This is a genomic window from Marinobacterium halophilum (assembly GCF_003014615.1).
Classification (GTDB): domain Bacteria; phylum Pseudomonadota; class Gammaproteobacteria; order Pseudomonadales; family Balneatricaceae; genus Marinobacterium; species Marinobacterium halophilum.
This window is the reverse complement of sequence record NZ_PYGI01000008.1, coordinates 34195-57526: the sequence shown is the minus strand read 5'-3', so window position 1 is coordinate 57526 and position 23332 is coordinate 34195. Positions and strand designations below refer to the sequence as shown.

Sequence of the window (23332 nt, the reverse complement as noted above, 5' to 3'; positions counted from 1 at the left end):
TTCCGGCCCTTTCGTGCTGGATATATTTCCGGCTTTACAATGGTGCTTATAAACCAAACGTGGAGTTTGCTTAATGGCAACGATTAACCAGCTGGTACGCCAGCCGCGTAAGCGCAAGGTACAGCAGAGCGACGTTCGTGCGCTTGAAGCTTGCCCGCAGCGTCGCGGTGTATGTACCCGTGTTTACACAACTACTCCGAAGAAGCCTAACTCGGCTCTGCGTAAAGTATGTCGTGTACGCTTGACCAACGGCTTTGAAGTGTCTTCCTACATCGGTGGTGAAGGTCATAACCTGCAGGAACACTCCGTGGTCCTGATCCGTGGCGGTCGTGTAAAAGACCTTCCGGGTGTTCGTTACCACACTGTTCGCGGTTCTTTGGACTGCTCCGGTGTTAACGACCGTAAGCAGGGTCGTTCCAAGTACGGTACCAAGCGTCCCAAGTCCTGATCCCGTCGCTCCGACGGTGAAGCTGTTCCAGCCAGTGCCCGCTTAGGGTTGCAGTGCTGAAAAGCCAGACCGAACGACGATAAGAGTAAGGGCGGATGTGAATACATTCCGCATATCCTGAAGACCTGAAACATTTTATAGAGGGCTTATCCATGCCAAGAAGACGCGTCGCTGCAAAGCGCGAGATCCTGCCGGATCCGAAATTCGGTAACATTACACTGGCAAAATTCATCAACCACCTGATGGTTCACGGCAAGAAGTCTGTCGCTGAGCGTATCGTTTACGGTGCGATGGAAAAAATTGAAGAACGCACCAAGCAGGATCCGCTTGAGCTGTTCGAAAAGGCACTGGAAACCGTTCAGCCGCTGGTTGAGGTTAAATCCCGTCGTGTCGGTGGTGCTACTTACCAGGTGCCGGTTGAAGTGCGTCCTTCCCGTCGTATGGCTCTGTCCATGCGTTGGTTGGTAGACGCTGCCCGTAAGCGTGGTGAGAAGTCCATGGCGCTGCGCCTGGCCGGTGAATTGGCTGACGCTGCTGAAGGACGTGGTTCTGCGGTCAAGAAACGTGAAGACGTGCATCGTATGGCCGAAGCCAACAAGGCTTTTGCTCACTATCGCTTCTAAACTTCAGAGGAATTGAGTCGTGGCTCGAACTACTCCACTCGCGCGCTACCGTAATATCGGTATCTGTGCGCACGTTGATGCCGGCAAGACTACCACCACTGAACGTGTTCTGTTCTACACGGGCCGTAGCCACAAGATGGGTGAAACCCATGACGGCGCGTCCACTACCGACTGGATGGAACAGGAGCAGGAGCGTGGTATCACTATCACCTCCGCTGCCGTAACCTGTTTCTGGAGCGGTATGCAGAAGCAGTTCCCGGAACATCGTGTCAACATCATCGATACTCCGGGACACGTTGACTTCACCATCGAAGTAGAGCGCTCCTTGCGTGTACTGGATGGTGCGGTTGTTGTGCTGTGTGCCTCTTCAGGTGTACAGCCGCAGACCGAGACTGTATGGCGCCAGGCCAACAAGTACGAAGTACCGCGTATGGTCTTCGTCAACAAGATGGACCGTGCCGGTGCGGACTTCTTCATGGTCGAAGATCAGCTGAAAAAGCGTCTGGGTGCTATCCCGGTGCCGATCAATCTGCCGATCGGTGCTGAAGACGAATTCAAAGGCGTCGTTGACTTGCTGCGTGGCAAAGCCATTCTGTGGAGCGAAGACGATATGGGTATGACCTTCGAAGAAGGTGATATCCCGGCTGACTTGCAGGATACGGTTGATCAGTACTACGAGCAGATGGTTGAAGCCGCTGCCGAAGGTTCTGAAGAACTGATGGAAAAGTACCTGGAAGAAGGTGAACTGACCGTCGAAGAGATCAAGGCCGGTCTGCGTGCCCGTACTCTGAATAACGAAATCATCCTGATGCAGGCTGGTTCCGCGTTCAAGAACAAGGGTGTTCAGGCGGTTCTGGATGCAGTCATCGAATACCTGCCGTCGCCGACAGAAGTAAAAGCGATCGAAGGTACTCTGGATGATGCGGCCGAGACCGTGGCTGTTCGTGAAGCTGACGACAGTGCTCCGTTCGCGGCGCTGGCGTTCAAAATCGCGACCGACCCGTTCGTAGGTACACTGACGTTCATCCGTGTGTACTCGGGTGTTCTGAACTCTGGTGACAGCGTTTATAACTCCGTCCGCAGCAAGAAAGAACGTATCGGTCGTATGGTGCAGATGCACGCCAACACCCGTGAAGAGATCAAGGAAGTTCGTGCCGGCGATATCGCTGCCATGATCGGCCTGAAGGACGTCACCACCGGTGATACCCTGTGTGATCTGGACAACAAGATCGTTCTGGAGCGCATGGAGTTCCCGGATCCGGTAATTTCTGTTGCGGTTGAGCCGAAGTCCAAGGCCGATCAGGAAAAAATGGGTGTTGCACTGGGCAAGCTGGCTCAGGAAGACCCGTCTTTCCGTGTTGAAACCGACGAAGAAACCGGCCAGACCATCATCTCCGGCATGGGTGAGCTGCACCTGGACATCATCGTTGACCGTATGCGTCGCGAGTTCAAGGTTGAAGCGAACATTGGTAAGCCTCAGGTTGCCTACCGTGAGAAGATCCGCAAGAGCGTCGTGGCTAACCACAAGTTTGCCCGTCAGTCTGGTGGTCGTGGTCAGTACGGTCACGTAGTGATCGAATTCACCCCGAGTGAAGAAGAAGGGCTGGAGTTCGTCAACGAGATCGTTGGCGGTACAATTCCGAAGGAATACATTCCGGCGGTGCAGAAGGGTATCGAAGAGCAGATGAAGAACGGTGTTATCGCCGGCTATCCGCTTATCGGCCTGAAGGCACGTCTGTATGACGGCTCCTTCCATGAAGTTGACTCCAACGAGATGGCGTTTAAAATCGCTGCATCCCAGGCGCTGAAAAAGTATGCACAGGACGCGAGTCCGTGTCTGCTTGAGCCGATGATGCAGGTCGAAGTTGTGACCCCTGAAGATTACATGGGCGATGTGATGGGTGACCTTAACCGTCGTCGTGGTCTGGTACAGGGTATGGAAGACAGCACAACCGGCAAAGTAATCAATGCCGAAGTGCCCCTGGGTGAAATGTTCGGTTACGCTACTGACCTGCGCTCTGCGTCTCAGGGTCGTGCGACCTATTCTATGGAGTTCAAGGGTTATTCCGAAGCTCCGCAGAATATTGCCGAAGCCGTTATTAAGCAGAACTGATAAGCTAATTGCTGAATTAAGAGGATTTAATCGTGGCTAAACAAGCATTTGAACGTAACAAGCCGCACGTTAACGTAGGTACTATCGGCCACGTTGACCACGGCAAAACCACACTGACTGCTGCACTGACCCGCGTTTGTGCAGAAGTATGGGGCGGCGCAGCCGTTGCCTTCGACGGTATCGACAATGCACCGGAAGAGCGTGAGCGTGGTATCACCATCTCTACCTCTCACGTAGAGTACGAGTCTCCGACTCGCCACTACGCGCACGTTGACTGCCCGGGACACGCCGACTACGTCAAGAACATGATCACCGGTGCTGCGCAGATGGACGGCGCGATCCTGGTATGTTCTGCTGCTGACGGCCCCATGCCGCAGACGCGTGAGCACATCCTGCTGTCTCGTCAGGTAGGCGTACCGTACATCGTCGTGTTCCTGAACAAGGCTGACATGGTTGATGACGAAGAGCTGCTGGAACTGGTAGAGATGGAAGTTCGCGAACTTCTTGATCAGTACGACTTCCCGGGTGACGACACTCCGATCGTAATCGGTTCTGCGCTGATGGCACTGAACGGCGAAGACGAGAACGGTTTTGGTACTTCTGCTGTGAAGAAGCTGGTTGAGACTCTGGACGAGTACATCCCGGAACCGGAGCGTGCGATTGACATGCCGTTCCTGATGCCGATCGAGGACGTATTCTCTATCTCTGGTCGTGGTACTGTTGTTACCGGTCGTATCGAGCGTGGCATCCTGAATGTCGGCGACGAGATCGAAATCGTTGGCGTCAAGGACACCACCAAGACTACCTGTACTGGTGTTGAGATGTTCCGCAAGCTGCTGGACCAGGGTCGTGCAGGCGAGAACGTTGGTGCGCTGCTGCGTGGCACCAAGCGTGACGACGTTGAGCGTGGTCAGGTTCTGGCCAAGCCGGGTTCAATCACTCCGCACACCCAGTTCGAAGGCGAAGTCTACGTACTGAGCAAGGAAGAAGGCGGTCGTCACACTCCGTTCTTCAAGGGCTACCGTCCGCAGTTCTACTTCCGTACCACTGACATCACTGGTGCGTGTGAACTGCCGGAAGGTGTTGAGATGGTAATGCCGGGTGATAACGTTCAGATGTCCGTTACTCTGATCAACCCGATCGCAATGGAAGAAGGTCTGCGCTTCGCTATCCGTGAAGGCGGCCGTACCGTTGGTGCAGGCGTTGTAGCTAAAATCATCGCCTAATTCTGCGCGATGATTGAATGAAAAAGCCCTCTTCGGAGGGCTTTTTGTGTTTTTGGGTGGTGGTGGCGACTTGGATTGGTTAAAAATTAAACTTTTGGTTGACGCTAACCGGCTCACTGAGTAAAATTTGCGTCCCCTTCATCCGAGGGGAGGTCGGCTATTGCCGTAAAAAAACTAACAGGAAATGCGTGATCAGAATGCAGAACCAAAAAATCAGAATTCGTCTGAAGGCTTTTGATCATCGCCTGATCGACTCATCCGCTCAGGAGATCGTTGAGACTGCCAAGCGGACGGGTGCTCAGGTGCGTGGTCCGATCCCACTTCCTACCCGCAAAGAGCGTTTTACTATTCTGGTATCACCGCACGTCAACAAAGACGCGCGTGACCAGTATGAAATTCGCACACATAAGCGTGTCCTGGACATCGTCGAGCCGACAGAAAAAACTGTCGATGCGCTGATGAAGCTGGATCTCGCGGCGGGTGTTGAAGTGCAGATCAGCCTCGGCTAATACGCACTGCGCAGAATTATTCAATTAATGAAGCGCTATTTGTGGAATGTACCTGAAAAGGGCAGCCATAGTGGGTGACAGCCCCGTACACAACTGGCAAGAGGTATAAATATGTCTGTAGGACTTATCGGACGTAAAGCGGGTATGACCCGTATCTTCACTGAAGATGGCGTGTCCGTGCCAGTCACCGTCATCGAAATGGAGCCGAACCGCGTCGCCAGCGTCAAGACCGTCGAAAAAGACGGTTATGCTGCGGTACAGGTGACTACTGGTAGCAAAAAGGCTAACCGCCTGAGCAAGCCGGAAGCAGGTCACTTTGCCAAAGCAGGCGTTGAAGCCGGTCGCGGTTTGTGGGAGTTCCGTCTGAATGGTGACGAGGAAATCAACGTCGGCGACGCGCTGACTGTTGAGCGCTTCGAAGCAGGTCAGAAGATCGATGTTACCGGTCAATCCAAAGGTAAAGGTTTCCAGGGCGGCGTTAAGCGTTGGAACTTTGCTACTCAGGATGCGACTCACGGTAACTCGCTTTCTCACCGTGCTCCGGGTTCCATTGGCCAGTGCCAGACCCCGGGTCGTGTCTTCAAGGGTAAAAAGATGGCCGGTCACATGGGTGCCGAGCGTTGCACTGTACAGACTCTCGAAGTCGTACGTGTGGATGCAGAGCGTAACCTGCTGATCGTCAAGGGAGCTATCCCTGGCGCCCCCGGCGGCGATGTCATCGTTAAACCTGCTGTTAAAGCACGCGCCTGAGGAGGATTGCCATGAATCTGAATCTGACTGGAGCCAACGGATCGGTTGAAGTATCCGATCTGGCGTTTGGTAAAGAGTTCAATGAAGCGCTGGTACACCAGGTTGTGACTGCCTATATGGCAGCCGGCCGTCAGGGTACCAAAGCGCAGAAAAATCGTGCCGCCGTGTCTGGTGGTGGTGCTAAGCCTTTCCGTCAGAAAGGTACCGGTCGTGCCCGTGCGGGTACTAGCCGTTCACCGCTTTGGCGTGCGGGTGGTGTTACCTTCGCAGCTCAGCCGCGTAACTACACTCAGAAGCTGAACAAGAAGATGTACCGCGCTGCTATGCGTTGCATCCTGTCTGAGTTGGTACGTCAAGAGCGTCTGGTTGTTGTTGAAGACTTCCAGCTGGAAACGCCGAAGACCAAGCAGTTTGTTGCCAAGCTGGAAGACCTCAAGCTGGATAACGCGCTGCTGATCACTGAAAACGTCGAGCAGAATCTGTATCTGGCTGCACGCAACGTTCCGCACATCGATGTGCGCGATGCTGCAGGTATCGACCCGGTTAGCCTGGTTGGTTTCGAGAAGGTCCTGGTAACAGTACCTGCTCTGAAGAAAATTGAGGAGGTGCTTGCATGAACCCGGAACGCATTTATAAAGTGCTGCTCGGACCGCACATCTCTGAAAAAGCCACAATCGTAGCTGAAGGCAGCGAACAGGTTGTCTTCCGTGTGGCTCAAGATGCAACCAAGCCGGAAATCAAGCGAGCCGTTGAAGAGTTGTTCAACGTTAAGGTCGCAGGCGTCAACGTCCTGACCATCAAAGGCAAGACCAAGCGCACTCAGCGTGGCTTGGGTAAGCGCAATGATGTTCGCAAAGCGTACGTTCGTCTGGCCGAAGGCTCTGAAATCGATTTCCTGGCGGGCGAATAACGAGGGGTTGAACCATGGCAGTTATTAAAGCGAAGCCGACCTCTGCTGGACGTCGTCATCTCGTCAAAGTGGTCAGCGAAGGTCTGCACAAGGGTAAGCCGTTTGCTGCGCTGCTCGAGAAGAAAGACAAGAGCGGTGGCCGTAACAACAACGGTCGTATCACTACCCGTCATATCGGTGGTGGTCACAAGCAGCATTACCGTGTAATCGATTTCCGTCGCAACAAGGATGGTATCCCGGCTCAGATCGAGCGTCTGGAATACGATCCGAACCGTTCTGCAAACATCGCTCTGGTGAAGTATGCTGACGGTGAGCGTCGCTACATCATCGCGCCGAAAGGCCTGCAGTCCGGTGCTCGCATCGTCTCTGGTGATGATGCTGACATCAAGATCGGTAACACTCTGCCGCTGCGTAACATTCCGCTGGGTAGTACTGTTCACTGTGTTGAACTGAAGCCGGGTAAAGGCGCTCAGATCGCACGTTCAGCAGGAACCTCTGCACAGCTGGTGGCACGTGAAGGTGCCTACGCGACTCTGCGTCTGCGTTCTGGCGAGACCCGTAAAGTGCTGGTCGATTGCCGCGCTACACTGGGTGAAGTGAGCAACTCTGAGCACAGCCTGCGTCAGCTGGGTAAAGCTGGTGCAACGCGCTGGCGTGGTGTTCGTCCGACCGTTCGCGGTGTGGCGATGAACCCGGTTGATCACCCGCACGGTGGTGGTGAGGGTCGTACCTCTGGTGGTCGTCACCCGGTTTCTCCGTGGGGCGTGCCGACCAAGGGTCACAAGACTCGCAAGAACAAGCGTACAGATAAACTGATCGTACGCCGTCGTCAGGCTAAATAAGAGGATACAGCTGTGCCACGTTCACTGAAGAAAGGTCCGTTCATTGACCTTCACCTGTTGAAGAAGGTAGAGGCTGCAATCGAGGCTAACGAACGTCGTCCGATCAAGACCTGGTCGCGTCGTTCGACTGTGTTCCCACAGTTTATCGGTCTTACAATTGCAGTACATAACGGTCGACAGCATGTTCCGGTATTCATTACCGAAGACATGGTTGGCCATAAATTGGGCGAGTTTGCTGCTACACGTACTTATCGCGGTCATGCAGCCGACAAGAAGGCCAAGAAGAAGTAAGGGGGTAGATGATGGAAGTTATCGCCAAGCATACAGGCGCCCGCATCTCCGCCCAGAAGGCCCGACTGGTCGCTGATCAGATCCGTGGTAAATCTGTGGGCGAAGCTCTGAATATCCTGGCGTTCAGCACGAAGAAAGCTGCACACCTGGTCAAGAAGGTTCTGGAGTCTGCGATCGCGAATGCGGAGCACAACGAAGGTGCCGATGTTGATGAGTTGCGCGTATCAGCGATTTTCGTTGATGAAGGGATGACCATGAAGCGTATCCGGCCGCGTGCCAAGGGTCGCGCTGATCGCATCCTGAAGCGTGCGTCACATATCACCGTCAAGGTGGCAGACTAAGAGCTGACTGCTAGGAGAGTTCAATATGGGTCAGAAAGTAAATCCGACCGGTATTCGGCTTGGTATCGTTAAAGATCACACGTCTGTGTGGTATGCGGACAAGTCTGAGTACTCTGCGAAGCTGCTGAACGATCTCCAGGTACGTAAGTACCTGGATAAGCAGCTGAAGAATGCATCTGTAAGTCGTATCGAGATCGAGCGTCCGGCGCAGAATGCAAAGATCACCATCTACACGGCTCGTCCGGGTATCGTGATCGGCAAGAAAGGCGAAGACGTTGAGAAGCTGCGTAATGCTGTTTCTCAGATGATGGGTGTGCCCGTGCACATCAACATCGAAGAAGTACGTAAGCCGGATCTGGATGCCAAGCTGGTTGCGCAGAGCGTTGCCAGCCAGCTGGAGCGTCGTGTGATGTTCCGTCGTGCCATGAAGCGTGCAGTACAGAACGCTATGCGTCAGGGCGCCAAAGGCATCAAAATTCAGGTTGGCGGTCGTCTCGGCGGTGCTGAGATCGCGCGTACTGAATGGTACCGCGAAGGACGTGTTCCTCTGCACACTCTGCGTGCAGATATCGACTACGCTCCCTACGAAGCCCACACCACTTACGGTGTGATTGGCGTTAAAGTCTGGATCTTCAAGGGTGAGATCCTCGGTGGTATCGAACAGGTACGTGCCGAGAAGAACGCGCCCAAGAAGAAAGGTTCTAAGTGAGGTAGACGTCAATGCTGCAACCGAAACGACTGAAATACCGCAAGGTAATGAAAGGTCGCAATCGCGGCCTGGCACAGCGCGGCAGCAAGGTCAGCTTTGGTGAATTTGCACTTAAAGCGACCGGTCGTGGCCGTATCACTGCGCGCCAGATTGAAGCGGCCCGTCGTACCATGACTCGTCACGTGAAGCGTGGTGGTAAGATCTGGATCCGTATTTTCCCGGACAAGCCGATCACCACCAAGCCGCTTGAAGTGCGTATGGGTAAGGGTAAGGGTAGTGTAGAGTACTGGGTTGCCCAGATTCAGCCAGGTAAAGTCCTGTTCGAAATGAGCGGTGTACCTGAAGAGCTGGCTGCTGAAGCCTTCGCTCTGGCTGCTGCGAAGCTGCCTGTTTCTACAACTTTTGTTAAACGGACGGTGATGTAATGAAAGCTACTGAACTGCGTGGCAAGTCCGTTGAAGAGCTTCAGCAGGCTCTGCTGGGTCTTCTGAAGGACCAGTTTAACCTGCGCATGCAAAAAGCGACTGGCCAGTTGGCACAGACTCACCTGCTGGGTCAGGTTCGTCGCGATATTGCTCGCGTTAAGACTCTTCTGAACGAAAAGCAGGTGACCAAATGAGCGCGGAAAAACGTACTCGGACTGTGACCGGTAAGGTCGTCAGTGACAAGATGGATAAAACCATCACTGTTCTGGTTGAGCGTAAGGAAAAACACCCGATCTACGGTAAGTTTGTAAAGCGCTCCACCAAACTGCATGCTCACGATGAGAAGAATGAGTGTCAGATGGGTGATCTGGTGACTATCGCCGAATCTCGTCCGCTGTCAAAGACCAAAACTTGGTCTCTTGTTCGCATTGAAGAGCGTGCGGCAAAGGTGTAAACTAGCGCACCTTTGCTCCATTATGCCTGTTCGCTGCGGCTGACTATAGAAGTCGCGGTGACGGTTTATACAGTTTGTGGAGTAGACCATGATTCAGACTGAATCGATGCTTGATGTTGCTGATAACAGCGGCGCCAAGCGTGTACAGTGTATTAAGGTCCTGGGTGGTTCTCACCGCCGCTACGCCTCCGTTGGCGATGTCATCAAGGTGACTGTCAAGGAAGCAATTCCGCGTGGCAAGGTGAAGAAAGGCCAGGTACTTAAGGCTGTCGTAGTACGTACCCGTAAAGGTGTTCGTCGTCCTGATGGTTCACTGATCCGCTTTGATACTAACTCTGCGGTTCTGCTGAACAACAACGATGCACCGATCGGTACTCGTATCTTCGGGCCAGTAACGCGTGAACTTCGTAATGAGAAGTTCATGAAGATCATTTCCCTGGCGCCTGAAGTGCTCTAAGACTTTACTCATTGAGTATTGTCTTGTTGAAAACGCCACTCCCAATAGGGTTTGGCGTTTTTGAGCATGAGAGGGTAGTAGGAAACGGCAAGGTATAACAATGCGCAAGATTCGTCGCGACGATGAAATCATCGTTATCGCAGGTAAAGACAAAGGCAAGCGTGGCAAGGTGATGCGCGTGCTGCAGGATGATCGTTTGATCGTCTCTGGCATTAACATGATCAAAAAGCACCAGAAACCGAATCCGATGCAGGGCCAGCAGGGTGGTATCGTTGAGAAGGAAGCGGGTATCGCGACTTCTAACGTTGCTATCTTCAACCCGCAGACCGGTAAGGGCGATCGTGTAGGCTTCAAGCTGCTTGAAGACGGCACCAAAGTCCGCTTCTACAAGTCCACCGGCGAAGCCGTCGTTGGTGATAAGTAAGAGAGGTTGGTGCAAATGTCCAGATTGAAAGCGCTTTACGCAAACGAGATTAAACAGTCGCTCAAAGAAGAGCTGAACTGCCCGAACGTCATGGCTGTTCCCCGTGTTACCAAAATCACCCTGAACATGGGTGTTGGTGAAGCTCTGGGTGATAAGAAGCAGCTGGATCATGCAGTTGCCGACATGACTGCTATTGCTGGTCAGAAGCCGGTTGTTACCAATGCACGTAAGTCCATCGCGGGCTTTAAAGTGCGTGAAGGCTGGCCGATCGGTTGTAAAGTTACCCTGCGTGGTCAGCAGATGTGGGAATTCCTGGATCGTCTGGTTGACGTTTCCATCCCGCGTATCCGCGACTTCCGTGGCCTGAACCCGAAATCTTTCGATGGCCGTGGCAACTACAGCATGGGCGTTAAAGAGCAGATTATCTTCCCGGAAATCGACTACGATAAAGTCGACAAGCTGCGTGGTCTTGATATTACGATCACCACTACCGCGAAGAATAACGACGAAGGTCGTGCGCTGCTGACCGCTCTGCAGTTCCCGTTCAAGAAATAAGGTTGGGTTGAATAATGGCTAAAGTTTCCATGATCAATCGTGAGCTCAAGCGCGAAAAGCTCGCGACCAAGTACGCTACCAAGCGTGCTGAGCTCAAGGCAGTTATTGCAAGCCCAGGCAGCTCAGAAGATGAGGTGTGGGATGCACAGGTTGCGCTGCAGAAATTGCCGCGTGACGCTAGCCCGGTGCGCAAACAGCGTCGCTGCCAGGTAACCGGTCGTCCGCATGCGGTTTACCGCAAGTTCGGTCTGTGCCGTAACCAGCTGCGTGAAGCAGTTATGCGCGGTGATGTTCCGGGTATGAAGAAAGCAAGCTGGTAAGCTTGCAAACGGTAAGCTCAGTGGTCAGGGCAGGCATTCGCCTGCTACCGCACTGCGCTGCACTTAAGAGGACGTTAACAGCATGAGTATGCAAGACACCCTAGCGGATATGTTTACCCGTATCCGCAACGGACACATGGCTGAAAAAGCCCATGTTGCCATGCCGTCTTCCAAGCAGAAGGTTGCAGTTGCAACCCTACTGAAGGACGAAGGCTACATCGCCGACTTCTCTGTTGAAGGTGATGTGAAACCTGTTCTGTCTATCGAACTGAAGTATTTCGAAGGCAAGCCGGTTATCGAAGAGATCAAGCGTGTAAGTCGCCCCAGTGTGCGTGTCTACAAGAACGTATCCGAGCTGCCGAAGGTAGCTGACGGTCTTGGCATCGCTATCATCTCTACCAGCAAAGGCGTCATGACTGATCGTGCTGCTCGCAAAGCAGGCATCGGTGGTGAAGTTATCTGCACGGTCTTCTAAGAGGTATTCCAATGTCACGAATTGCGAAGAAACCCGTAGTCGTACCGGCAGGTGTTGAAGTTAAGCTGGCTGGCCAGGCCCTGGCGATCAAAGGTCAGAAAGGTCAGTTGGACCTGAACCTGCACCCGTCAGTTTCTGTTGAACAGGCTGAAGGTCAGCTGGTATTTGCTCCGCGTGATGGTGCCAAGCAGTCTATGGCGCTGGCAGGTACTACGCGTGCACTGGTCAACAACATGGTGGTTGGTGTAAGTGAAGGTTTTACCAAGACCCTGAATCTTTTGGGTGTTGGTTACCGTGCGCAGGCAAAAGGTAATGTTCTGAACCTGACGCTTGGCTTCTCTCATCCGATCGATTACGAACTGCCCGAAGGTGTTACTGCCGAGACCCCCAACAACACGACTGTCGTTATCAGCGGTGCTGATAAACAACGTGTTGGTCAGGTGGCTGCAGAAGTTCGCGCATTCCGTCCGCCTGAGCCTTATAAAGGTAAAGGTGTTCGTTATGTTGACGAATATGTACGCCGTAAAGAGGCTAAGAAGAAGTAAGGCAGGGTCATGAACGTTAAGAAACAAGCTCGTATTCGTCGTGCGCGTCGTTCGCGTATGCAAATGCGCGAGCAGGGTGTTGTTCGCCTTTGTGTGAGCCGCTCTCCGCGTCACATTTACGCGCAGGTTATCTCTGCTGATGGCAGCCAGGTTCTGGCTTCTGCCTCTACAGTGGAAAAGGATCTGCGTGAAGGTGCTACCGGTAATGTCGAAGCAGCCAAGAAAGTGGGTGCTCTGATCGCCAGCCGTGCTAAAGAAGCAGGCGTATCCAAGGTAGCGTTTGACCGCTCCGGTTTCAAATACCACGGTCGTGTTGCAGCACTTGCTGATGCTGCTCGCGAAGGCGGCCTGGAATTCTAAAGGTTTCTATTATGGCAAATCACGAACAGAAAGACGGTGAACTGCAAGAGAAGCTGGTTCAGGTAAACCGTGTCGCCAAAGTGGTAAAAGGCGGTCGTATCTTCGGTTTCACAGCGCTGACTGTTGTTGGTGACGGTAATGGTCGCGTTGGCTTCGGTCGCGGTAAAGCGCGCGAAGTACCTGTTGCTATCCAGAAAGCAATGGAGCAGGCTCGTCGCAACATGATCAGCGTACAGCTGAACGGCCACACTCTGCAGTATCCGGTAAAAGCCCGTCACGGTGCTTCCCGCGTATACATGCAGCCGGCATCTGAAGGTACTGGCGTTATCGCCGGTGGTGCGATGCGTGCGGTGCTGGAACTGGCTGGTGTACATAACGTACTGGCTAAGTGCTACGGCTCTACCAACCCGGTGAACGTGGTACGCGCGACCATTAATGGCCTTAAAGTCATGAAGGCTCCGGAAGATATTGCTGCCAAGCGTGGCAAGTCAGTCGAAGACATTCTGGAGGGTTAAACCATGGCGAATACTATCAAGGTCACTCTGGTACGCAGTACTATCGGTCGCCTGCCCAAGCACATTCTGTGTGTAAAAGGTCTGGGTCTGCGCCGTATCGGTCATACAGTTGAAGTGGAAGACACTCCGGCTGTACGTGGCATGATCAACAAAGTCAACTACATGGTCCGTGTAGAAGGCGAATAAGAGGAGTCACCCAATGCGTTTGAATTCTCTGCGCCCGGGCGCCGGTTCCAAGCACGCCCCTAAGCGTGTCGGTCGTGGTATCGGCTCCGGTCTGGGTAAAACTTGTGGCCGTGGTCACAAGGGCCAGAAGTCACGCTCTGGCGGAAGTGTAAAACCGGGGTTTGAAGGCGGTCAGATGCCTATCCAGCGTCGTCTGCCGAAGTTTGGCTTCACATCCCGTCAGGCGCGTTACGTGGCTGAAGTTCGTTTGAACGAACTGGCTGCTGCCGGTGTCGATGTTGTCGACCTGGCTGCGCTGAAACAGGCTGATATCATTCGTGAAGAGATTAAGTCTGCACGTGTGATTCTGTCTGGCGAGATCAATAAGGCAGTCACCGTTAAAGGTCTGAAAGTGACCAAGGGTGCACAGGCTGCGATCGAGGCTGCTGGCGGCAAAGTCGAGGCGTAAATGGCTAAACAAGGACAAATACCGGCGGGCATGCAGAGTGGTCTGAAAGAGCTTTGGGCTCGACTCAGATTCGTTCTGATTGCGATCATCGTATACCGGATCGGGGCGCATATCCCTGTTCCTGGTATCAACCCTGATCGTCTTGCTGCGCTGTTTGATCAGAACCAGGGAACAATTCTCAGTCTGTTCAATATGTTTTCGGGTGGCGCTCTGGAACGTATGTCGATCCTGGCGCTGGGTATCATGCCCTACATCTCTGCCTCTATCATTATGCAGTTGATGACCGTGGTGAGCCCGCAGCTGGAACAATTGAAGAAAGAGGGGGAAGCCGGACGGCGTAAAATCAGCCAATATACCCGCTATGGTACGGTCGTTTTGGCGACCTTGCAGGCATTCGGTATGGCGGTTGGTCTGGCGAATCAGGGTGTTGCCTTCGTGGCGGACTTCAGCTTCTACTTTGTTGCTGTCGTGACTCTGGTAGCCGGTGCTGTCTTCCTGATGTGGCTGGGTGAGCAGATCACCGAGCATGGCATCGGTAACGGTATCTCGATTCTGATCTTCGCCGGTATTGTGGCGGGTCTGCCCAGTGCGATCGGCCAGTCCTTTGAGGCGGCACGTCAGGGTGATTTGAACATCTTGGCGTTGCTGGCAATTGCTGTCATGGCCGTTGCAACTGTTGGTTTTGTAGTATTTATGGAACGCGGTCAACGCCGTATCACCATCAACTATGCAAAACGTCAGCAGGGGCGTCGTGTCTATGCTGCGCAGTCCAGTCACTTGCCGCTGAAGGTCAATATGGCGGGTGTTATTCCGCCGATATTTGCGTCCAGCATTCTGCTGTTCCCTGCTTCTATTGGTCAGTGGTTTGGTCAATCCGAAGGTATGGAGTGGCTGCAGGATGTGGCTTTGGCTCTCGGGCCGGGACAGCCGTTGTATATTCTGCTGTTCGCGATCGCGATTGTCTTTTTCTGCTACTTCTACACCGCGATTGTTTTCAATCCGCGTGATGTGGCAGATAACCTGAAAAAATCAGGTGCCTTTATTCCGGGGATTCGTCCTGGTGATCAGTCTGCGCGGTATATTGATTCCGTGCTGAGCCGTCTGACTTTGTTTGGCGCGCTTTACATCACAGCCGTTTCATTGATGCCCCAGTTTCTGGTGGTGGCGTGGAACGTACCCTTCTACTTCGGCGGTACATCGCTGCTGATCGTAGTTGTTGTGGTGATGGACTTTATGGCTCAGGTACAATCACACCTGATGTCGCACCAGTATGAGTCCCTGATGAAAAAATCGAATCTTAAAGGCGGCGCAGGTTTACTGCGCTAAGCCTAACGAGGTGGATCATGAAAGTACGTGCATCTGTTAAAAAGATTTGCCGTAACTGCAAGATCGTACGCCGCAACGGTTCCGTGCGCGTGATCTGCAAAGTGGAACCCCGACACAAGCAGCGCCAGGGTTAATCCACAGCTGGCCGGGAGTGGAGGTGTGCGGCCTTGATTTATTTTTGATCAAGGTGTACTATTGCGCGCCTTCCACGAACTAAAAGAATGACTGGTTCTGGTGAGCATTTCTCCCAGAACACTTAATATGGAGTACATTGAATGGCCCGTATAGCTGGCGTCAATATTCCTGACAATAAGCATGCGGTAATTTCTCTGACTTACATTTTCGGGATTGGCCGCACGACTGCACAGCAGATCTGTGAAGCTACTGGCATTGCGCCTAGCATCAAGATTGCAGACCTGTCTGAAGAGCAGCTCGATAATGTTCGTGGTGAAATTGCCAAGTTGACTGTTGAAGGCGACTTGCGTCGTGAAGTCAACATGAACATCAAGCGTCTTATGGACCTCGGTTGCTACCGTGGCCTGCGTCACCGTCGTAATTTGCCGGTGCGTGGTCAGCGCAGCAAAACGAACGCACGTACCCGTAAGGGACCGCGTAAGCCGATCCGTAAGTAAGCGATAGGAATTTCCGAATATGGCTAAGCCAGGTAATCGCACTCGTAAAAAGGTTAAAAAGCAAGTAGCGGATGGCCTCGCGCACATCCACGCTTCTTTTAACAACACAATCATCACCATTACCGATCGCCAGGGTAACGCTCTGAGCTGGGCAACCGCCGGTGGTTCAGGCTTCCGTGGTTCCCGTAAGAGCACTCCGTTTGCAGCCCAGGTTGCAGCTGAGCGTGCCGGTCAGGCAGCTCTGGAATACGGTCTGAAAAACCTCGACGTGTTTGTGAAGGGCCCAGGCCCGGGTCGTGAATCTGCTGTCCGTGCTCTGAACGGTTGCGGATACAAAATCACAAACATTACGGACGTGACGCCGATTCCGCACAACGGTTGTCGTCCGCCGAAGAAGCGTCGCGTTTAATCTGGAGACGGTAATATGGCTCGTTATCTTGGACCTAAGTGCAAGCTGTCTCGTCGTGAAGGCACCGATCTCTTTCTGAAGAGTGGTGTCCGCGCGCTTGATAGCAAGTGCAAAGCAGAAACAGTACCTGGTGTTCATGGTGCCCGTCGTGGTCGCCTGTCTGAATACGGTCTGCAGCTGCGTGAAAAACAGAAAGTACGTCGCATCTACGGCGTGCTGGAACGTCAGTTCCGTGGTTATTACAAAGAAGCCGCACGCTCTAAAGGTGCGACAGGTGAGAACCTGCTTCAGCTTCTGGAAGGCCGTCTGGACAACGTTGTATACCGCATGGGTTACGGTTCTACCCGTGCCGAAGCACGTCAGGTTGTCTCTCACCGTCAGATCACCATCAATGGTCAGGTTGTGAACATTCCTTCCTACCAGGTGAAAGCTGGCGATGTGGTAGCAGTTCGCGAAAAAGCCAAGAATCAGCTGCGTATCAAACACGCACTGGAACTGGCTGGTCAGCGTGCTCCTGTTGAGTGGGTTGAAGTGGATGCTGCGAAGATGGAAGGGACGTTCAAAGCCCTGCCGGAACGCAGTGATCTGTCAGCCGACATCAACGAGCATCTGATCGTCGAGCTCTACTCGAAGTAATTTTGAACTCTTGACTGGTGGAACTATGCAGCGTTCAGTAAACGAGTTTCTATACCCACGTCATATTGACGTGCAGGAGATTAGCAAAACCCGTGCGAAAGTGACTCTTGAGCCGCTTGAGCGTGGGTTCGGCCATACTCTGGGCAATGCGCTGCGCCGTATCCTGCTCTCCTCTATGCCGGGTTGTGCAATTTCCGAAGTAGAGATTGAAGGTGTACTGCATGAGTACAGCAGCATCGAAGGTGTTCAGGAGGATGTCATTGAGATCCTGTTGAACCTCAAAGGTGTTGCCATTGCTCTGCATAACGGTGAAGAAGCGCTCCTGACTCTCTCCAAGTCAGAAGCGGGCCCTGTGACTGCTGGTGATATCCAGTTGAATCAGGACGCTGAAATTGCCAATCCCGAGCATGTGATTGCGCACCTCAATCCCGGCTCTTCGCTTAACATGCAGCTGCGTGTGACGCGTGGTCGTGGTTATGTGCCTGCAGATGCGCGGGTTAGCGACGAAGATGAAACTCGTGCCATTGGACGCCTGCAGCTGGATGCCAGCTACAGCCCTGTTCTGCGTGTATCGTACGCCGTTGAAAGCGCACGCGTAGAACAGCGCACCGACCTGGATAAACTGGTGATCGATATCGAGTCTAATGGCACGATCGATCCCGAAGAGTGCATCCGTCGGGCAGCAACCATTCTGCAGCAGCAGCTGGTCGTGTTTGTCGATCTTGAAGATGCTGGCGAACAGACCCGTGCAGAGCCGAATGAACCGGAAATTGATCCTGTTCTTCTGCGTCCGGTCGATGACCTGGAGCTGACTGTACGTTCCGCGAACTGTCTGAAAGCAGAGCAGATCTACTACATCGGTGATCTTATCCAGCGCACCGAAGTAGAACTGCTGAAGACTCCTAACTTGGGCAAGAAGTCACTGACCGAGATCAAAGATGTGCTGGCATCCAAAGGTCTGTCGCTTGGCATGCGTCTGGAAAACTGGCCGCCGGCCAGCTTGAAAGGCGATGACAAGGTTGCCTCTTGAGTCTGACTTCTAACCCTAAGTTGCAAAGGATTTAGAAAATGCGTCATCGTAAATCTGGTCGACACTTAAATCGTACAAGTGCTCACCGCAAAGCGATGTTCAAGAATATGGCAGTGTCTCTGTTCGAGCATGAACTGATCAAGACTACTCTGCCTAAAGCGAAAGAACTGCGCCGCTTTGCTGAGCCGCTGATTACTCTGTCCAAGATCGATTCGGTTGCTAACCGTCGTCTGGCGTTCTCCCGTACCCGCAGCAATGAAGCTGTTGGTAAATTGTTCAACGAACTGGGCCCGCGTTACGCAGCTCGTCCGGGTGGTTATATCCGCATTTTGAAATGTGGTTTCCGCGCGGGTGACAAGGCGCCGATGGCTTACGTTGAGCTGGTTGATCGTCCGGTTGGTCAGACTGTAGCTGACGAATCTGCAGAAGATTAATCACTACAAGCTCTACTAAAAAACCCGGTCCGAAAGGTCCGGGTTTTTTTGTGCCCGTCAGTCAGTGCCTATGATGGTTTGGCCATTTATCATTGGCGGAACCACGTTCCGCAGCTGCTCATCTTTTTTACCCTTTCTGATCTTCCCCATCCGATCTCGTTTTCTTCACCTTTTCTAGGCTATACGAAGGTTGCGAATGCTCCTGTACCTGGCCGATATTTGTAGAAACAGCGCATGTGCTGTCTCAGGGAAGCCCCTTGTTTGAAGGATTCTGTTTGAGGTGAGAGATGCATAACCGAAACAGTTATGACTACATAGTGGTTGGTGCAGGATCGGCTGGCTGTGCTGCAGCCTATCGTCTGGCGGTTGAGAGCGATGCTCAGGTGCTGTTGATCGAGGCAGGGGGTGGTGATCATTCGCCGCTGGTGAAAATACCGATCGGCTTTGCCGCAATGGTGGGTGAAGGCAAAGCCAACTGGAATTACCGCTCGCAGCCGGAACCCGCGCTGGGCGGGCGTCGCATCCCGGTACCGCGTGGTCGTTTGTTAGGTGGCTGCAGCTCGATCAACGGTATGGTGTATATCCGTGGCCAGCGCGAGGATTATGATGCATGGGCTGCAGCGGGTAATTCTGGATGGTCATTTGATGAGCTGTTGCCGCTGTTTAAGCGTTCGGAAAACTATTGGAAGGGCGCTGACAAGTATCACGGAACTGGCGGGCCGCTGGAAGTCAGTCGTCGGTTACAACGTTTTGCAGTCGGCGATGCCTTTATCGATGCGGCGGTGGATGCCGGTATTCCCGCCAACGATGATTTTAATGGCGCCCACCAGGAAGGGGTCGGCTATTTTGATGCAACCATTGCTCAAGGCGTCCGCCATAGCAGCGCACGCGCCTTTCTCCGTCGGGGTGTGAAACCGCATAATCTGACAGTGTTGACACGCTTTGAGGTTTCCCGGCTATGTTTCGATGGCAAACGTGCGGTCGCGGTGGAGGGCTTTGCCAGCGGCAAGCATCAGAAGGTTGAGTGTATTCAGGCCAGGCGGGAGATCATTCTCTGCAGTGGAGCCTACAATTCACCCAAGTTGTTGGAGCTGTCAGGTATCGGTGATGCTGGACGGTTACAGAAGCTTGGAATTCCTGTTGTAGCCGATCGTCCGTCGGTCGGCGAGCATCTGCAGGACCATTGCAACAGTTATCTGTTCTATGTGGGCGGGAGCGGGGCAACCTATTACGACCATCTTCAACCCAGACGCTTGCCCTTAACGGTATTGCAGTATCTGTTTTTACGACGTGGCATATTCGCCAATCCGGCGGCGCAGGTTGGTGTTTTCTTGCGTCTGGACGATGCTTCGGTACGTCCTGATGTACAAGTGCATTTTGCTGCAGCCGCTTCCAGCGCCAATAGTCGTGGCAAGCTCTCACCCGCGCCGGGTGTGTGTGCCAGCGTGTGTCTGTTGCAGCCGCACAGCCGTGGCAGTACTCACATCACCAGTAGCCAGCATGCGCAGGCACCGGCTATCCACTTCAATTATCTGTCAGACTCCCGTGATCGGGATAACCAGGTGAAGGCGGTGCGCAGGTTGCGGGATATATTTACCCGGCCAGCACTGGATGGATTGATCGGGGGTGAAATGCCACCCCTGGCCGGTCTGCACACGGATGAACATCTGCAACAGGGGATTCAGGATACACTTGAGTCGGTGCATCACCCGGTGGGTACCTGTCGCATGGGGATTGATGCCGAGGCGGTAGTGGATCCTCGACTGCGCGTTATTGGGGTGGACGGGTTGAGAGTTGCGGATGCCTCGATCATGCCGCGCATCGTTTCCGGTAACACTCATGCGGCCTGCGTGATGATTGGTGAGAAACTGGCGGATCTGGTGTTGCAGAAAGGTTGAAGCCACAGCCGCGACGTCAGCCTCTCCTGGACCTGACATCGTGGCCGCGGGGTGCGTTAGCGGACCGTATTCAACATGGCTTTGAGGAAGCGCCCGGTATGTGAGCCTTCGACTTCGGCAACCTGTTCCGGTGTGCCGGTGGCGATGATCTGGCCACCACCGCTGCCGCCTTCGGGTCCAAGGTCTACCAGCCAATCGGCGGTCTTGATCACATCCAGGTTATGTTCGATGACGACGATAGTATTACCATGGTCACGCAGTCGGTCGAGCACCGTGAGCAGTTGCTGGATATCATAGAAGTGCAGGCCTGTGGTCGGCTCGTCGAGGATATACAGGGTCTTGCCGGTATCGCGCTTGCTCAGCTCGCGGGCCAGCTTAACGCGCTGGGCTTCACCACCGGATAATGTCGTGGCCGCCTGGCCCAGGCGGATATAACTCAGTCCCACATCAATCAGTGTTTGCAGGCGTCGGGCCAGTGCCGGAATGACGTCAAAGAATACGCGCGCATCTTCCACGGTCATGGCCAGCACTTCATCAATGCTTCTGCCCTTGTAGGTAACGTCCAGCGTTTCGCGATTGTAGCGTTTGCCTTTACAGATATCACAGGGGACATAGATGTCCGGCAGAAAGTGCATCTCTACCTTGATGACGCCGTCACCCTGACAGGCTTCACAACGTCCACCTTTTACGTTGAAACTGAACCGTCCCGGTTTGTACCCGCGGGAGCGGGCTTCCTGGGTGCCGGCAAAAAGCTCGCGGATCGGGGTGAAAATGCCGGTATAGGTGGCCGGGTTGGAACGTGGCGTACGGCCGATGGGGCTCTGATCGATATCGATCACCTTGTCGAACAGATCCAGCCCTTCAATGCGGTCATGGGGCGCGGCATCCAGTGTGGTGGCATGGTTCAGCTCGGTTGCGGCCACTGGGTACAGGGTGTTGTTGATCAAGGTTGACTTGCCCGAGCCGGAAACGCCGGTCACGCAGGTCAGCAGGCCTACCGGAATTTCCAGGTCGACATTCTGCAGGTTGTTGCCGCGGGCACCGACAAGCCGGAGCATGGCGGCCGGGTCGACGGGTTTGCGTTCGGCGGGAATCGCGATGCAGCGCTTACCGCTGAGATACTGGCCGGTAATCGATTCCGGGGTGGACATGATGGTTTCGGGAGTACCGGCCGCGATCACTTCGCCGCCATGTACCCCGGCACCGGGGCCGATATCGATCAGGTAGTCGGCCATGCGGATGGCGTCTTCATCATGTTCAACGACGATCACGGTGTTGCCGAGATCACGCAGGTGTTGCAGGGTCTGCAACAGTCGTTCGTTGTCGCGCTGGTGTAGCCCGATGGATGGCTCGTCCAGTACATACATGACCCCGACCAGACCGGCCCCGATCTGGCTGGCAAGGCGGATGCGCTGGGCTTCGCCGCCGGACAGGGTTTCGGCGCTGCGATCGAGTGACAGGTAATCCAGGCCCACATTCACGAGAAAAGTCAGGCGGTCGCGGATCTCCTTGAGAATCTTGTCGGCAATTTCCCCCTGTTTGCCGCTGAGGCTCAGCTGGCCGAAATAGGTTTGGGCCTGACCGATCGGCAGGCACACAATTTCAGGCAGGGTGTGTTCGTCAATATAGACGTGGCGGGCTTCCCGGCGCAGCCGGCTGCCATGGCAGGAAGGGCAGGGCTGCATGTTGAGATACTTGGCCAGATCCTCGCGTACACTTTCGGACTCGGTCTCGCGGTAGCGCCGTTCCAGATTGTTGAGCACGCCTTCGAAGGGGTGCAGCTTCTTCACCCGCTCACCGCGGTCGTTACGGTAGTAGAAGGCAACATCATCAGCGCCACTGCCGTTGAGCACCAGGTTGCGCTGTGTCTCGGACAGTGCCTCGAACGGTGTATCCAGCGTGAAACCGTAATGCTCGGCTACTGCCTGCAGCTGCTGGAAATAGTAAAGGCTGCGTTTGTCCCAGCCGCGGATGGCGCCCTGAGCCAGCGTCAGGGTCGGATCCTGGATCAGCTTGCGGGGGTCAAAGTACTGGCGCACGCCAAGACCGTCACAGGAGGGGCAGGCACCGTGCGGATTGTTGAACGAGAACAGGCGCGGCTCCAGTTCCTGAATGCTGTGGCCACAGGTTGGACAGGCGAAACGGGCGGAAAACACCATCTCTTCCAGACCATCTTCCATGGGTACGGCCTTGGCAATGCCGTCGGCCAGCTCCAGCGCAGTCTCGAAAGATTCGGCCAGGCGGGTCTGCAGGTCGTCGCGGACCTTGATCCGGTCAACCACCACTTCAATGTCATGCTTGCGGTTCTTGTCCAATGCGGGAGCATCGTCGAGGTCGACGACCAGACCATCGATGCGTGCGCGTACAAAACCCTGGCTGCGCAGCTGGCTCAGCAGGTGCAGATGTTCGCCTTTACGGCCCTGAACCATGGGGGCCAGCAGCATCATTTTGGAGCCTTCCGGCAGCGCCAGTACCTGATCCACCATCTGGCTGACGGTCTGGGCGGCCAGTGGCAGGTCATGTTCGGGGCAGCGAGGTTCACCGGCACGGGCAAACAGCAGGCGCAGATAGTCATAGATCTCGGTGATGGTGCCGACGGTGGAGCGGGGATTGTGCGAGGTTGATTTCTGTTCGATCGAAATGGCCGGTGACAGCCCTTCGATGTGGTCCACGTCCGGTTTTTCCATCATCGACAGGAACTGGCGTGCGTAGGTCGACAGTGATTCGACATAGCGTCGCTGGCCTTCGGCGTAGAGCGTATCAAACGCCAGGGAAGACTTGCCTGAACCCGAAAGGCCGGTGATCACGATCAGTCGGTCACGCGGGATGTCGAGGTCAACATTTTTCAGGTTGTGGGTGCGAGCGCCTCTGACCAGAATTTTGTCCATTACTGCTCCGCTGTAACTGGCAAAAAGAAACATTATAGAGGTTTGCTTCCGGCGGCTAAACCGCCGTTGTGGAACCGGCCTCCGAGAGCCTCGGTCTTATACTCAGTGAAGCGGCGGTGTGCTATTCTCAATCACGAAATCAGGCGGCAGGAT

Annotated in this window: 34 protein-coding genes; 33 read left to right on the top strand and 1 reads right to left on the bottom strand. The window is 54.1% G+C overall.

Going from position 1 to position 23332, the window contains the following annotated elements; genetic code table 11:
* Positions 1-73 precede the first annotated feature (73 nt).
* The 33 genes from rpsL to CLV44_RS06935 all read left to right on the top strand — a co-directional run bounded on the left by rpsL (position 74) and on the right by CLV44_RS06935 (position 20291).
* On the top strand, positions 74-448 hold the full coding sequence (gene rpsL / locus CLV44_RS07095) for a 30S ribosomal protein S12 (protein WP_091826381.1): 375 nt from the start codon (positions 74-76) through the stop codon (positions 446-448).
* Positions 449-600: 152 nt separating this feature from the next.
* Complete coding sequence (gene rpsG, locus CLV44_RS07090) at positions 601-1071, top strand: 30S ribosomal protein S7 (protein WP_106591425.1); 471 nt, start codon at positions 601-603, stop codon at positions 1069-1071.
* Between the two features lie 19 nt (positions 1072-1090).
* Positions 1091-3184: an elongation factor G gene (gene fusA, locus CLV44_RS07085; RefSeq protein ID WP_106591424.1), complete on the top strand. Its 2094-nt coding sequence runs from the start codon at positions 1091-1093 to the stop codon at positions 3182-3184.
* A gap of 32 nt (positions 3185-3216) precedes the next feature.
* Positions 3217-4410: an elongation factor Tu gene (gene tuf / locus CLV44_RS07080; protein WP_106591423.1), complete on the top strand. Its 1194-nt coding sequence runs from the start codon at positions 3217-3219 to the stop codon at positions 4408-4410.
* Positions 4411-4607: 197 nt separating this feature from the next.
* Entirely contained in the window at positions 4608-4919 is a 312-nt protein-coding gene (gene rpsJ, locus CLV44_RS07075; RefSeq protein ID WP_106591422.1) for a 30S ribosomal protein S10, read from the top strand.
* Between the two features lie 111 nt (positions 4920-5030).
* Positions 5031-5669 (top strand): 50S ribosomal protein L3, encoded by a 639-nt coding sequence (gene rplC / locus CLV44_RS07070; protein WP_106591421.1) that lies wholly within the window; start codon positions 5031-5033, stop codon positions 5667-5669.
* 11 nt (positions 5670-5680) lie between these two features.
* Entirely contained in the window at positions 5681-6286 is a 606-nt protein-coding gene (gene rplD / locus CLV44_RS07065; protein WP_106591420.1) for a 50S ribosomal protein L4, read from the top strand.
* A complete protein-coding gene (gene rplW, locus CLV44_RS07060; RefSeq protein WP_106591419.1) occupies positions 6283-6579 on the top strand; it encodes a 50S ribosomal protein L23 in 297 nt (98 codons plus the stop codon). Before rplD ends, rplW begins: the two co-directional genes overlap by 4 nt.
* A gap of 14 nt (positions 6580-6593) precedes the next feature.
* A complete protein-coding gene (gene rplB / locus CLV44_RS07055; protein WP_106591418.1) occupies positions 6594-7421 on the top strand; it encodes a 50S ribosomal protein L2 in 828 nt (275 codons plus the stop codon).
* A gap of 12 nt (positions 7422-7433) precedes the next feature.
* Entirely contained in the window at positions 7434-7712 is a 279-nt protein-coding gene (gene rpsS / locus CLV44_RS07050; protein ID WP_106591417.1) for a 30S ribosomal protein S19, read from the top strand.
* A gap of 8 nt (positions 7713-7720) precedes the next feature.
* Positions 7721-8053, top strand: coding sequence for a 50S ribosomal protein L22 (gene rplV, locus CLV44_RS07045; protein WP_425436407.1), 333 nt, complete (start codon positions 7721-7723; stop codon positions 8051-8053).
* A 25-nt stretch (positions 8054-8078) separates the two neighbouring features.
* Entirely contained in the window at positions 8079-8762 is a 684-nt protein-coding gene (gene rpsC, locus CLV44_RS07040) for a 30S ribosomal protein S3 (RefSeq protein WP_106591415.1), read from the top strand.
* A gap of 11 nt (positions 8763-8773) precedes the next feature.
* Complete coding sequence (gene rplP / locus CLV44_RS07035) at positions 8774-9187, top strand: 50S ribosomal protein L16 (protein WP_106591414.1); 414 nt, start codon at positions 8774-8776, stop codon at positions 9185-9187.
* The gene (rpmC, locus tag CLV44_RS07030; RefSeq protein ID WP_106591413.1) at positions 9187-9381 is read left to right on the top strand and encodes a 50S ribosomal protein L29; all 195 of its coding nucleotides are present in this window, start codon (positions 9187-9189) and stop codon (positions 9379-9381) included. The genes rplP and rpmC overlap by 1 nt, the downstream gene beginning before the upstream one ends.
* On the top strand, positions 9378-9641 hold the full coding sequence (gene rpsQ / locus CLV44_RS07025) for a 30S ribosomal protein S17 (protein ID WP_106591412.1): 264 nt from the start codon (positions 9378-9380) through the stop codon (positions 9639-9641). The genes rpmC and rpsQ overlap by 4 nt, the downstream gene beginning before the upstream one ends.
* An 88-nt stretch (positions 9642-9729) precedes the next feature.
* Positions 9730-10098 carry a 50S ribosomal protein L14 gene (gene rplN, locus CLV44_RS07020; RefSeq protein WP_106591411.1) on the top strand — a complete coding sequence of 123 codons (369 nt, stop codon included), beginning with the start codon at positions 9730-9732 and terminating at the stop codon, positions 10096-10098.
* Positions 10099-10198: 100 nt separating this feature from the next.
* A complete protein-coding gene (gene rplX, locus CLV44_RS07015) occupies positions 10199-10522 on the top strand; it encodes a 50S ribosomal protein L24 (protein ID WP_106591410.1) in 324 nt (107 codons plus the stop codon).
* Between the two features lie 15 nt (positions 10523-10537).
* Positions 10538-11077: a 50S ribosomal protein L5 gene (rplE, locus tag CLV44_RS07010; RefSeq protein WP_106591409.1), complete on the top strand. Its 540-nt coding sequence runs from the start codon at positions 10538-10540 to the stop codon at positions 11075-11077.
* 14 nt (positions 11078-11091) lie between these two features.
* Positions 11092-11397 carry a 30S ribosomal protein S14 gene (gene rpsN / locus CLV44_RS07005; protein WP_106591408.1) on the top strand — a complete coding sequence of 102 codons (306 nt, stop codon included), beginning with the start codon at positions 11092-11094 and terminating at the stop codon, positions 11395-11397.
* Between the two features lie 82 nt (positions 11398-11479).
* Positions 11480-11872 (top strand): 30S ribosomal protein S8, encoded by a 393-nt coding sequence (rpsH, locus tag CLV44_RS07000; RefSeq protein ID WP_106591407.1) that lies wholly within the window; start codon positions 11480-11482, stop codon positions 11870-11872.
* Positions 11873-11883: 11 nt separating this feature from the next.
* A complete protein-coding gene (gene rplF, locus CLV44_RS06995; RefSeq protein WP_106591406.1) occupies positions 11884-12417 on the top strand; it encodes a 50S ribosomal protein L6 in 534 nt (177 codons plus the stop codon).
* A 9-nt stretch (positions 12418-12426) separates the two neighbouring features.
* Positions 12427-12777 carry a 50S ribosomal protein L18 gene (gene rplR / locus CLV44_RS06990; protein WP_106591405.1) on the top strand — a complete coding sequence of 117 codons (351 nt, stop codon included), beginning with the start codon at positions 12427-12429 and terminating at the stop codon, positions 12775-12777.
* Between the two features lie 11 nt (positions 12778-12788).
* Entirely contained in the window at positions 12789-13292 is a 504-nt protein-coding gene (gene rpsE / locus CLV44_RS06985) for a 30S ribosomal protein S5 (protein WP_106591404.1), read from the top strand.
* A 3-nt stretch (positions 13293-13295) separates the two neighbouring features.
* Positions 13296-13478, top strand: coding sequence for a 50S ribosomal protein L30 (gene rpmD / locus CLV44_RS06980; protein ID WP_106591403.1), 183 nt, complete (start codon positions 13296-13298; stop codon positions 13476-13478).
* Between the two features lie 13 nt (positions 13479-13491).
* The gene (gene rplO / locus CLV44_RS06975; protein ID WP_106591402.1) at positions 13492-13926 is read left to right on the top strand and encodes a 50S ribosomal protein L15; all 435 of its coding nucleotides are present in this window, start codon (positions 13492-13494) and stop codon (positions 13924-13926) included.
* On the top strand, positions 13927-15252 hold the full coding sequence (gene secY / locus CLV44_RS06970; RefSeq protein ID WP_106591401.1) for a preprotein translocase subunit SecY: 1326 nt from the start codon (positions 13927-13929) through the stop codon (positions 15250-15252).
* Between the two features lie 17 nt (positions 15253-15269).
* Positions 15270-15386: a 50S ribosomal protein L36 gene (gene rpmJ, locus CLV44_RS06965; protein ID WP_007021200.1), complete on the top strand. Its 117-nt coding sequence runs from the start codon at positions 15270-15272 to the stop codon at positions 15384-15386.
* Between the two features lie 141 nt (positions 15387-15527).
* Positions 15528-15884, top strand: coding sequence for a 30S ribosomal protein S13 (gene rpsM, locus CLV44_RS06960; protein WP_106591400.1), 357 nt, complete (start codon positions 15528-15530; stop codon positions 15882-15884).
* A 19-nt stretch (positions 15885-15903) separates the two neighbouring features.
* Positions 15904-16293 (top strand): 30S ribosomal protein S11, encoded by a 390-nt coding sequence (gene rpsK, locus CLV44_RS06955; RefSeq protein ID WP_106591399.1) that lies wholly within the window; start codon positions 15904-15906, stop codon positions 16291-16293.
* 15 nt (positions 16294-16308) lie between these two features.
* Positions 16309-16929 carry a 30S ribosomal protein S4 gene (gene rpsD / locus CLV44_RS06950; protein ID WP_106591398.1) on the top strand — a complete coding sequence of 207 codons (621 nt, stop codon included), beginning with the start codon at positions 16309-16311 and terminating at the stop codon, positions 16927-16929.
* A gap of 25 nt (positions 16930-16954) precedes the next feature.
* Positions 16955-17959: a DNA-directed RNA polymerase subunit alpha gene (locus CLV44_RS06945; RefSeq protein ID WP_106591397.1), complete on the top strand. Its 1005-nt coding sequence runs from the start codon at positions 16955-16957 to the stop codon at positions 17957-17959.
* Positions 17960-17997: 38 nt separating this feature from the next.
* Positions 17998-18393 carry a 50S ribosomal protein L17 gene (rplQ, locus tag CLV44_RS06940; RefSeq protein ID WP_106591396.1) on the top strand — a complete coding sequence of 132 codons (396 nt, stop codon included), beginning with the start codon at positions 17998-18000 and terminating at the stop codon, positions 18391-18393.
* Between the two features lie 287 nt (positions 18394-18680).
* Positions 18681-20291, top strand: coding sequence for a GMC family oxidoreductase (locus tag CLV44_RS06935; RefSeq protein WP_106591395.1), 1611 nt, complete (start codon positions 18681-18683; stop codon positions 20289-20291).
* Between the two features lie 56 nt (positions 20292-20347).
* On the opposite strand, the gene uvrA is transcribed toward CLV44_RS06935, so the two are convergent.
* Positions 20348-23179, bottom strand: coding sequence for an excinuclease ABC subunit UvrA (gene uvrA, locus CLV44_RS06930; protein ID WP_106591394.1), 2832 nt, complete (start codon positions 23177-23179; stop codon positions 20348-20350).
* Positions 23180-23332 lie beyond the last annotated feature (153 nt).